General features: G+C 61.5%; 12 protein-coding genes. 9 read left to right on the plus strand and 3 right to left on the minus strand.

Annotated elements, in window-relative coordinates; translation table 11 throughout:
- Positions 1-5: 5 nt before the first annotated feature.
- The 3 genes from brxL to DXC18_RS07420 all read left to right on the plus strand — a co-directional run bounded on the left by brxL (position 6) and on the right by DXC18_RS07420 (position 4,030).
- Positions 6-2,369: a protease Lon-related BREX system protein BrxL gene (gene brxL, locus DXC18_RS07410; protein ID WP_199412241.1), complete on the plus strand. Its 2,364-nt coding sequence runs from the start codon at positions 6-8 to the stop codon at positions 2,367-2,369.
- A 77-nt stretch (positions 2,370-2,446) separates the two neighbouring features.
- Positions 2,447-3,811: a hypothetical protein gene (locus DXC18_RS07415; protein ID WP_117583758.1), complete on the plus strand. Its 1,365-nt coding sequence runs from the start codon at positions 2,447-2,449 to the stop codon at positions 3,809-3,811.
- A gap of 27 nt (positions 3,812-3,838) precedes the next feature.
- Entirely contained in the window at positions 3,839-4,030 is a 192-nt protein-coding gene (locus tag DXC18_RS07420) for a hypothetical protein (RefSeq protein ID WP_117583757.1), read from the plus strand.
- 326 nt (positions 4,031-4,356) lie between these two features.
- On the opposite strand, the gene DXC18_RS07425 is transcribed toward DXC18_RS07420, so the two are convergent.
- Entirely contained in the window at positions 4,357-5,958 is a 1,602-nt protein-coding gene (locus DXC18_RS07425) for a potassium/proton antiporter (RefSeq protein WP_117629082.1), read from the minus strand.
- Between the two features lie 253 nt (positions 5,959-6,211).
- Here DXC18_RS07425 and DXC18_RS07435 point away from each other — a divergent pair, with 253 nt between their 5' ends.
- Entirely contained in the window at positions 6,212-7,051 is an 840-nt protein-coding gene (locus DXC18_RS07435; protein WP_117629084.1) for a metallophosphoesterase, read from the plus strand.
- 195 nt (positions 7,052-7,246) lie between these two features.
- Here the strand turns inward: DXC18_RS07435 and DXC18_RS07440 are convergent, their stop codons facing one another.
- A complete protein-coding gene (locus DXC18_RS07440; RefSeq protein ID WP_369831443.1) occupies positions 7,247-8,824 on the minus strand; it encodes a lipopolysaccharide biosynthesis protein in 1,578 nt (525 codons plus the stop codon).
- Between the two features lie 379 nt (positions 8,825-9,203).
- On the opposite strand from DXC18_RS07440, the gene pckA reads away from it, so the two are divergent.
- From pckA to DXC18_RS07465, 5 genes are all read left to right on the plus strand, one after another.
- A complete protein-coding gene (pckA, locus tag DXC18_RS07445; protein WP_117716815.1) occupies positions 9,204-10,874 on the plus strand; it encodes a phosphoenolpyruvate carboxykinase (ATP) in 1,671 nt (556 codons plus the stop codon).
- A 227-nt stretch (positions 10,875-11,101) separates the two neighbouring features.
- Complete coding sequence (locus tag DXC18_RS07450) at positions 11,102-11,821, plus strand: B3/4 domain-containing protein (protein ID WP_117716816.1); 720 nt, start codon at positions 11,102-11,104, stop codon at positions 11,819-11,821.
- A gap of 168 nt (positions 11,822-11,989) precedes the next feature.
- A complete protein-coding gene (locus DXC18_RS07455; RefSeq protein WP_022093866.1) occupies positions 11,990-12,439 on the plus strand; it encodes a MarR family winged helix-turn-helix transcriptional regulator in 450 nt (149 codons plus the stop codon).
- 119 nt (positions 12,440-12,558) lie between these two features.
- The gene (locus tag DXC18_RS07460; RefSeq protein WP_117716817.1) at positions 12,559-13,413 is read left to right on the plus strand and encodes a DegV family protein; all 855 of its coding nucleotides are present in this window, start codon (positions 12,559-12,561) and stop codon (positions 13,411-13,413) included.
- An 80-nt stretch (positions 13,414-13,493) separates the two neighbouring features.
- Positions 13,494-13,814 (plus strand): MGMT family protein, encoded by a 321-nt coding sequence (locus tag DXC18_RS07465; RefSeq protein WP_117716818.1) that lies wholly within the window; start codon positions 13,494-13,496, stop codon positions 13,812-13,814.
- Between the two features lie 393 nt (positions 13,815-14,207).
- Here DXC18_RS07465 and trpS read toward each other — a convergent pair whose 3' ends face one another.
- A complete protein-coding gene (trpS, locus tag DXC18_RS07470; protein WP_117716819.1) occupies positions 14,208-15,257 on the minus strand; it encodes a tryptophan--tRNA ligase in 1,050 nt (349 codons plus the stop codon).
- Between the last annotated feature and the right edge of the window lie 90 nt (positions 15,258-15,347).

Raw genomic sequence — 15,347 nt, forward strand, 5'->3', positions numbered from 1 at the left:
GCCCTATGTTTGATAGCCATGACGACGATCTGTGGGAAGTTCCCTCGATTGATGTGAGTGCGCCGGTGGAGGCCGCGGTGCCTGCGGTGGAGGCTGTGCCTGCCCCGGAGGCCGTGGCCGCCGCGCCTGTTCCGGAGCCGGTGGCGGCCGCTGCGCCCGATGAGGTTGCGGCACCCGCCGAGGACGAGTCCTCGACCGATGGCTATGCCCAGGCCGTGGCCGACGCTCCCGAGGACGACGGCTATGACATGGATGTACTGGACGGCAAGCTGCTCGAGCACTTTGGCGGCAAGATCGTGCGCAAGGACCTCACGGCCCTTATGAAGCGTGGCGCCAACGTGCCTACCTTTGTGCTGGAGTACCTGCTGGGCATGTACTGCTCAACCGATGACGAGGATGCCGTGGCAGAGGGCCTGGAGCGCATCCGCAAGATCCTCACCGATAACTACGTGCGTCCCGACGAGTCCGAGCGCATCAAGTCCAAGATTCGCGAGCTGGGTCGCTTTACCATTATCGATAAGGTGACGGCCAAGCTCGACGAATACAAAGACATCTACGTGGCGTCGTTTGCCAATCTGACCATTGAGCCGTTTGTGATGCCGGCCGAGTACGTGCGCGACTACTCCAAGATTCTGCAGGGCGGCATTTGGTGCATCATGAGCATCGAGTATCGTCATCCCATGGAAGAGGAAGACGAGTTTGGCATGGAGGTCTTTGGCGACGATGCGCCGCGCCGTTCCAAGGCCAAGCGCAAAAAGCGCGGACCCGAGGACTCTCCGTTTAGCGTGGCGTCGCTCACGCCCATCCAGATGCCCAACCTGGACCTGGAGGCCATGATCGACGAGCGCCAGTATTTCTCGCGCGACGAGTGGCTCAACATGCTGCTGCGCTCTGCCGGCTATGAGCCCAGCGAGCTTTCGGAGAAGGAGCGCCTGCACTTTATCGAGCGCATGGTGCCGCTGATCGAGCGCAACTATAACCTGTGCGAGCTTGGTCCCCGCGGTACCGGCAAGAGCCATATCTACAAAGAGGTCTCGCCCTACGCCATCTTGCTTTCGGGCGGGCAGACCACCACGGCCAACCTGTTCGGCCGCATGAACTCCATGCGCGCCGATCGCGTGGGCTTGGTGGGTCACTGGGATTGCGTGACGTTCGACGAGGTCGCCGGCATGCGCTTTAAGGACACCAACGCCGTGCAGATCATGAAGGACTACATGGCCAGCGGCAGCTACGCGCGTGGCCGCGACCAGATTAACGCCGATGCCTCCATGGTCTTTGAGGGCAACATCAACGGCACCGTGCAAAACGTTCTTAAGACCACGCACCTGTTTGATCCGTTCCCGCCGGAGTTTAACAACGATTCGGCCTTCTTCGACCGTATCCACTATTACCTGCCGGGCTTGGAGATTCCCAAGATGCGCTCGAGCCTGCTGACCGGGCATTACGGCTTAATCACCGACTGCCTGTCGGAGTTTTGCAAGGAGATGCGCCGCAAGGACTTTACGCATCATATCGACCGCTACTTCCGCTTTAACAGCGACTTTAACAAGCGTGACGAGATCGCCGTGCGCAAGTCCTTTAGCGGCCTGGCCAAGCTGCTGTTCCCCGACGAGGCTATGGACAAGGACGACGTTCGTTGGCTGCTGGACTACGCCATCGAGGGCCGTCGCCGCGTAAAGGAGCAGCTCAAGATTATGGCGGGCGTCGAGTTTATCGACGTCAACCTGGGCTATATGGATGCCGACAATCCGCAGGACGTGCACGTGGTGCGCGTGCCCGAGCAGTCCGAGGATACGCTGATTCCCGACGGGCCGCTGCTGTCCGGTCACGTGTTTGGCGTGGGCAGGTCGCAGGGCGGCGAGGTTGCCGTGTACAAGTTGGAGAACAAGGCCGTTGCCGGCGAGTGCAAGTTTAAGCACGAGGGCGTGGCCTTTAACAAGCCGGTGCGCGATACGCTGGAGGCCGCGTGCGACAACTTTGTGAACCTGGCGAACCGCGTGGCGCCGGGCATGCACATCGGCTCCAAGGATTATTTGCTGTTCTACAACGACCTGCAGAGCAAGGGCCTGTCCGAAGAAGTTTCGCTCGCCGAGTTTGTGGGCCTGTGCTCTGCGGCGTGCAACCGTCCGGTGATGCCCGCGCTGGCGATTCCGGGAATCTTACGTATGTCGGGCTCCATGGACGAGATTCGTGGGCTCGAGGACATTATGCGCGTGGCCAAAAACGCCGGCGCCAAGCGTGTGATTTTGCCGCTGAGTGCCATCGCGGGTCTGCAGAGCGTTTCGTCCGAGATTATCTCGGGGCTGAGCCCGGTGTTCTACATGGATGGCGACCCGGTCGATGCCGCGAAAAAGGCGCTGGATCTGTAGGGGTGCGAGCGTGCGGGGCGTCCGGTGCTCGGGCGTTCCGCGAACAGTTGGTGCGTAGTGCGTGAGGAGGCCTTTCCATGGCGGACGAGCGTTCTGTTGGTGAGCTGCTCGACGAGCTGTTTGGCTTTGAATCGGTGGCCAAGCGCCAGGCGTCGCTTGAGCAGTACGATCGCGGAGAGTTGGTGCGCAAGGCGCGCTCCCGCGAGCTGCTGGGCGTACTTAGGGGCGTCGAGGCTGCCGAGCACGCTGCGCGCGACTCTGCCGTGCGGGCTGTTGACGGGTATGTTCGCCGTGTTGAGGGCGCTGCGCTTGCACGCGCTCGCAAGCAGGCGGGCGTTGCGGGTCCGCTGCAGATGGAGCGCCGCTATGCTGCCTTTTTGCGCATGGAGGACAAGGCTGAGTTGCTGGCGCGCCTGGAGCAGACGCTCTCGTTTATCGAGGTAAAGTTACGGGCCAATACGGCGGCCAGGGTTCGTGCAGCGTACGATGCTGCGGGAGCTATGGTGCTGCAGTCCGTGGCGCGCCTGAATGACGTGCGCGTTGTGGATGCCGTTCCTTTGGATGCCGACCTGCTGTGTACGCAGCTGGAGCAGTTGCGTTGTGCCGCCGATGCGACGGACCTTGCGGGCATGATCGCAGCGACGTTTGAGTCCGAGCTGAGCGCGACTGGCCCGCAGAGCGCTGACGGGTTTGTGGGCGACGTGGCCGGTGATGTTGCTGGTGATGTGGCGTTGGAGCGTGAACTTACCAACGTGCGCGGCGCTGCGCAGCGAGCGCGCTTGGCGGCACAGGCATATCGGGCGGAGCGCGCCGCCCGCATTGCGAGGAGCACGGTGGAGCCGGTATCGTTGCCCGAGTCTGCGTGCGTTGCGTGCGAGACGGCGTGCGATACCGGGGAGCTTTCCGAGTTGCTCGCTCAGGTTAAGAAGTCGTTTGTGACCTACCGCCGTGTTGTTGCCGACGGCGGGTTGTTCTGTGCGTTTGGCACGGGCTCCCCGCACGGCATTTGTTGTGGCACGAGCTATTTGGACTACGATTCTCGGCTTGATGAGGACGTGCTGGTGGGCGAGTACGATGGTGCAACCAGGCATACTGTTCGGCGCGAGGTTGCGATTCCCGAGCTGGTAGATGAGGCTTCGACTGAGGGCGGCGACTCGCTCGAGGTTGCCGTGGCGCGCATGCGCGAGTTTAACGGACGTTGCTACGATGGCGTGTTTGACGAGGATCCCGCGCGCCATGTGAATGCGTTTTGGTATGGACTCAAAAAGCTCAGCCAGTATTGCGAGGCCGCCGTGCGCGTAGATGAGCGTGCTTGGGATTGCTTTATCGATAAGGTGCAGTTCGCCTACGATGAACCCGTGGGGCGCCTGGCCACGCAGATGGACGACAAGCAGGTTGCGGCTTTTGTTGCTGCCGTGGACGCGCTCGGTGCTAGTGAGTAGGGTCCTGGTCTGGTAGGAGGTTTCATCTTGAAGATCGACGTTGATGTAGATCAGCTGCGCGAGAGTCAGCTCGATCGTGCGGGGAGTGCGGCAGGCGTTGGCTTTCCCGCTGCCATGCTCGACGTGATGGATATCGAGGACGAGTCGCCCCAAGAGCTCCTAGCCCGAGCCGAACGCGAGGGTCTCGACCTCCGCGACTTTGCCGTCGACGATGACTAGGGTAGCTAATTTGAGACGGGGCGTCTGCACCCGCGGCTGCGCGAAGATGAACGATAAACCGTCGCAATGGAGTCTAATGAGCTCGCGACCGTTCTATTTTGACTGCCTGCTGGCTAAGTGAGTAGGCTTTATTGGAAATCCTGAGCACACGACAAATTTGCTTTAACAAACTCGCAGGTCACAGACTTGTGCTTTGGTGACGTGGTCGGCGATTCGGTAAAAGTCTACTCACTTAGTTTTGAGAGACGCTAATTGTCCGCAACGAGATCCTAGCCGGGGCGATTTATGCTCAAATATGGTCAATTCGGGACGGCTACCCCTAGCCACTACGACGCCAGCGTGGCGATGACGGCTTCGTCGCCGGCGTATATGAGGGTGTCGCCGTCGGGGATGATCGTCTGGCCTTCGCGCTTGAGCATCACCACGATAAACGGGTGCTTGCCCTGCGGCACGTCGCGCAGGCGCTGACCGGCCAGGCGACCGTGGGGCGTCACGGTGACCTCGCGCAGCGTAACCTCGGCACGCTCTTCGAACGTTGGGGCTGCCATCACCAGCAGATCGCCTTCCTGGATCACGGTGTCGCCATTGGGCAGTACCGGATGCGCCCCGTCGCGCAGCACCAGGACCACGAGCATGTCCGTCGCGCTGCCAATATCGGCGAGCGAGCGACCGACAAACGGATGGCCCGCACTCACCTTGAGCTTTACAAACGACATGCCGTCCTCGTCGCGGTAGTCGTTAAAGGTGCGGCGTACGTCGCCGGCCGCATCGATCATATCGAGTTTCTTCGCCACCGCCGGCAGTAGCGAACCCTGCACCACAATGCTCGATACGGCAATCACAAACACCAGGTCAAACAGGTCGTGACCACCGGGAACGCCGGCTACCACGGCAAAGAGGCTAAAGACGACCGAAGCCGCGCCGCGCAAGCCCGCCCAGCTTACGAGTGCAACCTGGCGAGGGTTCGTCTTAAAGGGCACCAGCAGCAGACCGACGGCGATGGGGCGGCTCGCAAAGAGCATAAACGCCATGAGCGCCAGGCCCGGCAGCAGCATCTGCGGCAGGCGCGCGGGCGTGACGAGCAGACCCAGCAAAAAGAAGATGGTCATCTCGGCCATCTCGGTGAGGGTGTCAAAAAAGTGCGCCATCTCGACCTTGCCGGTGATGTCGCTCGCGCCCAGCACAATGCCGGCCAGGTACACGGCCAAAAAGCCGTTGCCGCCCAGATAGCTCGGCAATGCGTAGGCGACGATCGCCACGGCGAACAAAAAGATGGTCTGCGCGCCCTCGGCCGTTGCGTGCGCTCGTTCAATCAGGCGGCCCGCCGCCCAGCCGATGGCAAGGCCCAGGCCCGCGCCCAGGATAATCTGCTTGGCCAGCAGTGCGGGAATGTTGATGTCGCCGCCGGCTGCGAGTGTGGCGAGCACGGCGGTGAGCATGTAGGCGACGGGGTCGTTGGAGCCCGATTCGACCTCGAGCAGCGAGTCGGTGCCGCCCCTCAGCGAAAGGCTGTGCTCGCGCAGCACGCTAAAGACGCTGGCCGCGTCGGTGGACGCCACGACCGATCCCAGCAGCAGGCCGCCGATCCAGTCGAAGCCCAGCACAAAGTGGGCGAACACGCCGGTGATGCCAGCAGTGATGACGACGCCGAGCGTGCTCAGCAATACCGCGGGCACGGCAACGGGTTTGGCACGGTCGATATTGGTGTTAAAGCCGCCGTAGAACATGATGAACAGCAGCGCCGTGCTGCAGACGGTTTCGGTGAGCGCGTAGTCGCTAAATTCGATGTGCGCCGGCCCGTTGACGCCCAACAGCATGCCGAGCGCGATAAAGATGAGCAGGGTGGGGAAGGGGAGTTTTTTGCCGACGGGCTTGATGGTCAGGCACAGAATAATAACGAGGCCGATAAAGAGAAGGATCTGGTTCATGGATGGTGTCCGCTCCTGGGTGGTTGGCGTGGCACGGTCAGTTGTCTGCGGTTATTTGTACCCAAAGATGGTGGGTTTATGGGGTTGGATTGCGGGCGTGCGCGATATCGTCATAGACGGCTGCCGTCTTTGCCTCTGCTTGGAAACCCTTTCCAGCTTTATTGCAACGGAGTACAATGGGTAACGTTTAAGTTCAACTTGAAGTTTTAGTTGCGGCGCCGGGCTTCGGCCGCAATGCAAGGAGAGGCGTACCATGGCGATCTATGTGACATCTGATGCTCACGGGCACGTGCGTGCGCTTGACGAGGCCCTGTCTAAGATTTCGCTGGCGTCCGACGACACGCTGTACGTGCTGGGCGACATGATCGATCGCGGGCCCGATCCGGTCGGCGTTATTAAGCTCGTGCGCTCGCTGCCCAACGCCCGCGTGCTCAAGGGCAATCACGAGCAGATCATGCTCGATGCCATCATTGGCCAGGATCCGCTCGATGCCGAGACCTGGGATATCAACGGTGGCTGGACGACGCGCGAGCAGCTCAACGACATGGAATTTGACGCATACGAGGAGCTCGTGCGATGGATGGCCGCGCTGCCGCTCTACGCGGTGGCCGAGACCGAGGAGCGCCCGTATCTGCTGGTACATGCTGGAATCGAGATGAAGGCGGCGCGCGCGTTTTTGCTTGAGCATGGCGTCGATTGTGCCGATGGCGTTGGAGCGGTGGGTGCCGATCGCGAGCTGCTGCAGCAGATGCTCGCGGTGCAGTCGGCCGATGACCTGCTGTGGATTCGTCACGGCTATTGGGATGCGCCGACCGGGCTGCTTTCTGCCGAGGGCAAGGGTCCGGTCGTGGTGAGCGGTCACACGCCAACGGTGTCGCTCGGGCGTTATTGCGAGGTCGGTGGTCTTGCGGGGCTCGATGAGGAGTCGGGCCGCGGGCAGATCGTGCGCCTGGGCGGCGAGGATGCCGCCGGTGTGCCCGATCGCATCGACATCGACTGCGCTGCCGCCACCGGCTCCGAGTTCGGTCGCGTGGGCATCCTGCGGCTCGATGATGGGGCGGAGTTCTACGCGAATATTCGCCCCGGGGAATAACTTTGTTCCGCCGTTCTACCGAACGGCGGCCACGTTGATGCTGCGCAGCCCCGAAGCACCCCATCTTGTCGCTCAAACCGTCGTTCGCGTACGGAAGTACGCGTCGCTCCTCTTTCGCGCCAACCTGGGGCACTTTGAGACTGCTCGCTGTCGGTGCCAAAACATCGACGTTTCTTTTCTTCAAATTGATTCGAATTAGACGCCGTACGGGTTGCGGTCGCGCTCGATGCGTTGGCGGATGTGGGCGTATTCGATAATCAGCAGCACCAGGAGTAGGGCCATGATGGCTAGGTAGCTCACCACGGCGCCCATCAGACCCAGCAGGTTGATCAGGATCACCGGCAGCACTACGCTTACGGCGAAGCAGATCAGGTAGATTTTGGTGACGTCGCCGGCATGGCGCAGCACCGTGATGATGGCGTAGAGAAAGTCGATGGCCGCGGTGACGCCGCCGGCGACAACCATCAGCAGTGCCAGCGTGCGGTAGCGCTCAAAATTGAGGCCGTACATGAAGCTCATGAGGGGAATACCGGGACCTGCCATAAATGCGGCGCACACGCTGGTGATGACCACGATCAGTGCCATAACGGCAACAATAATCAGGTCAAAGCGACGACGCTTGCGAGGATTAGCCCAAATGCTCGACAAGCGCAGGAGCTGCGGTTTATAGATAAATCCAATGCTCAGCAAAATAGCCTGCGCCGGAAAGAACAGGGCATTAAAGTACAGCTGATATTTGTATGCCAGCGTGCCTTCCATCACGAACTTGGGCATGCTCTCGATAAGGTTGAACAGGAACAGCGCACCAAAGAGCGGGGCGCACTGGATAAACAGGTGGCCGACCTCGCGCAGGCTCACGCGGCGCGATTTTTCGGTCTCGAGCAGGGCAAGCGGCGCGGTGACCAGCACGAGCGAGGCAATCGCGGCGATGCCCATGGCCATGGCCGCGATGGGCATACTGCGCGTAAGGAACAGCGCCATGCTAAAGACCGCGATGACGCCGGCGGAACGCAGCATTTGGCTCATGCCGGCCAAATAGAGCTTGTCGGCCTGCTGCAGGCGGCCCTCGTACACGTCCGCCACGCCGTCGATCACCTTATACAGGTAGACGCCCAGGCCGATCGTGGCCATCTGCGCATCGTAGCCGCGGGCGCTGCTGTATACCAGGCCGCATGCCAGCGCGAGCGCTCCGCAGAGCCAGCGGTTGAGCTGGTAGGAGGCGAAAGAGGTTTTTTCGTCGATATCCGAGACCTGGAAATTGCGCACGCCGTAGTTGCACGCGATCATGATGAGCGTGCCGGTGACAAAGGCGATGGAGAATTTGCCAGCCTCCTCGGCGCCCACGAGCTGTGTGGACACGATGGTGAGCAACGGAAACGCCATGCCCCACACGGCGGTGCCCAGGGTATTCCAAAGGTAGTCGCGACGGGTGGCGTGATCTTCGTACTCGGCTTCTTGTGTGGAGAAGCCGCCGCCGTAGACGGCTCCGAGCAGGCGGTTCCACCAAGCGTTGACCATGCGGCGGACGGGGCCGGGCTCCCGATCGCGTTCGCGCCGGCGACGGCGTGTGGCCTGGCTGCTGTCGGGGCCGCCGGCGTTGCGCTGGCTTAGCTCTTGGATTCGTGCGAGCTCCTCGGCGGTGTGCGATGCGGGGAACAGGCCGTTCTCGATGCGTCCGCCCTGCCCGTGCGCCCCGTCCGATACGGTGGGGTCGGCGACGCCATTGCGGCGGGCGATGGCGCGGCGAATGCTATCGAGGGGCGTGATGCTCAAAGCGGAGTCCTTTCTATTGCTGCACTCTAGTATAGACGCGACGGTGTTCGGTCGTGTTTTTGAACAGGTTGTTCGATAATTTCGGCGGCGCCATTCAGTAGACGGCATTTGGGGACGTTCCTTATGTGCCGGCACTTTGGGAACGTCCCTAAGTGCCGGCATCCGGGGACACTCCTTGGTTGTTGCCTGTTCAAGAGTGTCCCCAACGATTAGTCGTTTAAAAACGTCCCCAATGACTAGGCCGCTTGCGTGCGATTTTTGACCGTTGGGCGGGCGCTTCGCCGTTGCCGCAAAAACGTTTTTGCATATCGGGTACAACGGGCTTTACGTGAGTAAAGTGCGCGCCGCGTCCACGTGTCGCGTTTTTAAAGGAGGCCCCATGCCAGGTGTTACCCCTGCAGAAGTTCTGTCCAACTTTGGCATTACGCTGGTCGAAGATCCCGCCGAGAACCAGCCCCGCCTGCTGGTTGACCTGCCGGCAGCAGAACTCGTCGAGCACGCCATCCGCCGCAACGAAGGCCGCATGGCCTCCAACGGCGCACTGGTGATCGAGACGGGGGAGCGTACCGGACGCTCGCCCAACGACCGCTTTATCGTCGACACGCCCGACGTGCACGACAAGATCGCCTGGGGCGCGGTCAACCGCCCGCTGTCTGTCGAGAGCTACGAGGCCATCAAGGCCGGCATCGTCGACTATCTCAACGAGCGCGACGTGTTCGTCACTCGCGGTATGGCCGGTGCCGACCGCAACCATACGCGTCGTCTGCTTGTCGCCTGCGAGCGTGCCAGCCAGGCGCTCTTTATTAAGCAGATGCTCGCCCGCCCGCTTGCCCGTGAAATCGCACGCACCGGCGAGCCGGACTTCTGCGTGCTCGCCGCGCCGGGCTACCAGTGCGATCCCGCCATCAAGGGCCTCAACTCCAGCGCCGCCGTGGTCATTAACTTCCAGGAGCGCGTGATTCTGGTCGCCGGCACCGGCTACTCCGGCGAGATCAAAAAGTCCATTTTCAGCGTCATGAATTACCTGCTGCCCGTCGAGGACGACGTGCTGCCCATGCATTGCTCGGCCAGTATGGACCCCGTCACGCATGAGACCGCCGTGTTCTTTGGCCTCTCCGGCACCGGCAAGACCACGCTTTCGGCCAACCCCACGCGCCTGCTGATCGGCGACGACGAGCACGGTTGGTCCGACATGGGCATCTTCAACATCGAGGGTGGCTGCTACGCCAAATGCGAGGGCCTGGACGCGTTCCACGAGCCCGAAATCTTCAACGCTGTCCGCTTTGGCGCGATCTGCGAAAACGTGGTGCTCGACGAGAACCGCAAGCCCAGCTACGACGACATCTCGATCACGCACAATACGCGCGTGGCCTACCCCGTCGAGCATATCCCCAACGCGTGGACCAAGGGCATGGGCACCACTCCGAGCGTCGTACTGTTTTTGACCTGCGATGCCTTTGGCGTGTTGCCGCCCATCTCGCGTCTAACGGCCGATGCCGCCATGTATCACTTTGTGACGGGCTTTACGGCCAAGATCCCCGGCACCGAGGTCGGCGTCACCGAGCCTACGCCCACGTTCTCTTCGCTGTTCGGCGAGCCGTTTATGCCACTCGACCCCATGGTTTACGCCAAGATGCTCGGCGAGCGCATTGCCGACGGCCGCACGCGTGTGTACCTGGTCAACACCGGCTGGATCGGCGGCGGCTACGGCGTGGGTCATCGCATCGAGCTTGCCTACACGCGCGCCCTGGTGGCCCGCGCCCTCGACGGCACCATCGAGGACAGCGAGTTCGTGCACGACGACATCTTTAATGTCGACATTCCCACTACGTGCCACGGTGTGCCCGACGGCATCCTGGTGCCGCGCCAGTACTGGCAGAGCACCGCGCGCTTCGACGAGGCCGCGCACAACCTGGCGGTGATGTTCGAGGAGAACTTCGAGAAGAAGTACTCGCACCTGCCCGAGTCCGTCAAAGCCGCAGGCCCGCACGTTCAAGTACACGCCGACGCCCGTCATCGCGGCCGCGGGCTGCTGGGACTTCGCCACTAGCTTCGCCGTGAGTCCATATCCACCACAAAGGGGACAGGCACCTTTGTGGTGGTTTTGCTCGCGTGGATGACTCGGGTTACAATGCGCCTGACATATCGTCCCCTTCTCCGGATGGGGACAGCGCAAGCGTTCTTGTGACGGCACCGTAGGACTTTGAAGGTGGCCGTTGTAAGGGAGCTTTTTGTTTAGGCGCCCTCACTCGGGCGCGCACGATGAAGGGAGCACGTATGAAAGGCTTTATTGCCGAGGATTCATTCTGGGAGCTGTTTCCGCAGGCAGCGGTCGGTGTTGTGGTCGTGGAGGGCATGAAGCCCACGGCTCAGATTCCTCAAGAGGACGTGGATGCGATTGCGGCGTTGCTCGACCGCGCCAATATCGATGTGGAGCGTCATCTGACCAGCGACACTATCAGCGAGAACGCACCGGTCAAGGCATGGCGCGAGGCCTATCGTCTGTTCAAGACCAAGAAAGGCGCCCGCTGCTCGATCGAGAACTTGCTCAAGCGCGTGCTTAAGGACAAGCCTGTGGGCCACATTACGCCCGCGGTGGACATCTACAACACGGTGTCGCTGACCTACGCGCTGCCCGTGGGAGGCGAGGATCTGCATGCGATCGAGGGAGACCTTCGCTTGAAGGTGACCGACGGTGGCGATGCGTTCTTGCCTCTTGGCGAGGAAGCGGATGACCCGACGCTGCCCGGCGAGCTCGCCTACATCGATGATGCGGGCGCCGTGTGCCGCTGCTGGAACTGGCGCGACGGCGTTCGAACGGCCCTGTCCGACGATTCGGCCGACGCGTTCCTGGCGATTGAGTGCGTGGAGCCCGAGCGAATGGAGGACTGCCAGGCCGCCATCGACCGTCTTGCCGATTTGCTCGAGCGCTATCTGGGAGCGACGGTTGTCGTTAAGACGCTTGTGACCCGCGACAATCCCTGTGTGGAGCTGTAGCGGCGCCTAGAACCTATTGATGCCCAAAATCACCACAAAGGCGCCTGTCCTTTGTGGTGATTTTTATGTTGATGGGTCAACAAATGAGGCACGCAGGGCCGGCGGTCGCTGGATACGGCTAAGATGTTTACCCGTTAGCATTATGCAAGCGAAAGGCGGTCGTCTCCCATGCAGCAGAACGACGAGACACGTTTCGAGGACTTTGTCGGACTGATCAGCGGGCTCTACAAGGAGATCCAGCGCATTAAGACATCCGAGGGCGCAAGGCTGGGCCTCAAGGGCTCCGACGTTATGTGCCTGTACTATCTTGAGCGCAGCAAGGACGGCCTGACTGGTGCTGACCTGGCTCGCATGGCAGGCGTGACCCGTGCCGCCGTTTCGCGCACGCTCGCGCATCTGGAGGAGGGCGGTTACGTTGAGGTCGATGATTCGGGCGATGCCGCCGTTAAGTATCGTGCTCCGGTGCGCCTGACCGCTCTAGGCGGCGAGAGCATGAGCGAGGCGGACCGCATCATTCGCGAGGTGCTCGATACCACCGGTAAGGCTATGGGTGTGGAGCAGCGCGAGCAGATGTATGCGTCGCTGCGCACGATTCTCAACACCTTGCGCGAGATCTAGAGCCGCGCTGGAGCTAGCTTTCAGCCAAGAACTGCATCGTCCCGTTTGAGCGCGTACGCCGTGCCGGGACATTGCTGTCAAAATTCCCTGCGCGAGACCTGCGCAAGAAAGGATTCGCTATGTCCGTCCGCATTATTACCGATTCCGCCAGCGATATGTCGCCGGCGGAGCACCCCGCTCTGCGTGTTCTGCCGCTGTCCGTCACCTTTGGCACCGATGTGTATATGGATGGCGTCGACATCGATCACCAGCGCTTTTACGAGATGCTTGTGGAGCGCGACGAGCTGCCCAAGACCGGCCAGGTCAACCCGTACGCGTTTTCGCAGGCGATTGCCGAAGCACGTGAGGCCGGCGACGAGGCAGTGATTATTACCGTGGGCGCTAAGCTATCAGGCACCAATCAGAGTGCCCGTACCGCACTTGCCGAGGCGCCAGGTGGCGACGTGTTCGTGGTAGACAGCAACAACGTCACCCTGGGCGAGCGCGTCCTGGTCGAGTATGCGCTGCGCTTGGTGGACGAGGGCCGCAGTGCATCTCAGATCGCGGCGGCTGTCGAGGCCGTGCGCGACCGTGTGGTGGTTATCGGCCTGCTCGAGACGCTGGAGTACCTGGTGCGCGGCGGTCGTCTGTCTGCTGCGGCCGGCGCCGTGGGCACGCTGCTCAACGTGAAGCCCGTGGTGGCTGTCGAGGACGGTCTGATCGTGCAGCTGGGCAAGGCGCGCGGTTCCAAGAACGGCCGCAACCTGCTGAACCAAAAGGTCGAAAAGGCGGGCGGCATCGACTTTTCCATGCCGCTGGCGCTCGGCTATACGGGCCTTTCGGATGCGGTGCTCAAGAAGTATATCGAGGACAGCGCGGCACTGTGGGCTGGTCACACCGAGGGCGAACTGCCCGTTCACACCATCGGCGCCACCATCGGAACCCACGTTGGCCCCGGCGCCGTGGCAGTAGCCTTCTTCCAGCCCGCCAACTAACCGACCTGCCATAAACCATCACAAAGGTGCCTGTCCCCTTTGTGATGGTTTATGCTTTTCCGGGTGGAAGGGAGCGAGCAATGGCGTCTGAGGGCTTTTTTGATCGGGTGTACGGGGTGGTCGAGCAGATCCCCGAGGGGATGGTCGCCACGTATGGTCAGGTGGCACTGCTTGCCGGTCGTCCACGAAGTGCGCGGTACGTGGGGTATGCCCTTCATAGTAATCCGCGCCCTGGCCAAATTCCCTGTCATCGCGTGGTGTTTGCCGACGGCCGTATCTGTGAGGGCTTTGCCTTTGGCGGCCCCGATGCTCAGCGCGAGCTCTTAATGGGGGAGGGCGTGACGTTTGCCGATCCCATGCATGTTGATCTGGCCGCCTGTCGTTGGCCTGCTGGACTCTAACAGCTCTGCCGTGGTCAAAGCCACCACAAAGGTGCCTGTCCCCTTTGTGGTGGCTTTCCGTTGCAGGTTTACCTGGGCTAACTTATGGAGAAGGTATGTTGGGGTAGTTTGACGCTAGAAAGTAAGCCACGGTGAACTATATTGGTTTCAGCAACGGAGCAGGCAATAGGCGATGAAAAAGCCTGCCCTGTTGAGTTTGATTCGCATCCCTCCCCTCTGTGCGATTCAACGGTGTACTTCGGGAACAGGCCCGCTGGCAGCTAACTGCCGGCGGGCCTGTTCCTGTTTGTCGGGAGAGTGTGATGGATGGAGCTGAAGCGGTCCGGCTCCAAAAAAGGCGGACGCCGTAGCGCCCGCCCTAAAGCAATCGAAAGCTCAAGCCAGCAAATCGGTCTAGTACACCATGCCCATGGCGTCCTGAACCTCGGCCAGGGTCTGCTCGGCGATCTCATTGGCGCGACGGTTGCCCTCATGCAGGACGTCCTTCACATAGTCCAGATCGTTCTCGTAGCGCTGGCGACGCTCGCGGATAGGTGCGAAGTACTCGTTGACGGCCTCGGTCACGTACTTCTTGAGCTGGCCGGAGCCGCCCATGCCAATCTCCTCGGCAATCTCGACTTCGGAACGGCCGGTGCAGATGGCGGCTGTTGAAAGCAGGCCAGACACGCCGGGGCGGTTCTCGGGATCGAACGTGATCATGCGCTCGGAGTCGGTCTGGCTCTTCTTGATGCGTTTGGCCGTTTCCTCGGCGGTCATCGAGATGTTGATGGCGTTGCCGTAGCTCTTGCTCATCTTGCGACCGTCCAGGCCCGGCAGCAGCGGGGTCTCGGACAGCAGCGCGTCGACCTCGGGGAACACCTTGCCGTAGCGGTTGTTAAAGCGGCGGGCGATGGTGCGGGTGAGCTCGATGTGCGGCAGCTGGTCGCGGCCGACGGGCACGACGTTGCCCTTGCAGAACAGGATGTCGCAGGCCTGATGCACCGGGTAGGTGAGCAGAAGGCCGGTGAGCTCGTGGCCCGAGGCCTCCATCTCGGCCTTGACGGTGGGGTTGCGCGCCAGCTCGGCCTCGGAGACCAGCGACAGGAACGGCAGCATGAGCTGGTTGGCGGCGGGCACGGCGGAGTGCGCGTAGATCATGGTCTTGTCGGGATCGATGCCGCAGGCAAGGTAGTCCATGACCATGTTGTACACGTTGTCCTGGATGTGCTCGGTCGTGTCGCGGTCAGTGATGACCTGGTAGTCGGCGATGAGCACGTTGGTCTTGGCGCCCATGTTCTGCAGCTCAACACGGCCCTTGAGGGTACCGAAGTAGTGGCCCAGGTGCAGACGGCCGGTGGGGCGGTCGCCGGTGAGCATGGTGAACTTCTCGGGCGTTTTGGTCAGGCCCTCGCGAATGGCGTTGCTCTTTTGCAGCGCGACTTCGTAGCTGTTCTCGTTTGGCATGATTGCTCCTAACGTATGTTCATGGGTCAAGATGATAACGCGTTTATTGGAGGGGCGGTGCGTAAGTAGGCGAGGGCGGGAGAGGGACGC

It is taken from the genome of Collinsella sp. OM08-14AT, from assembly GCF_003438115.1.
Taxonomy (GTDB): Bacteria; Actinomycetota; Coriobacteriia; order Coriobacteriales; family Coriobacteriaceae; genus Collinsella.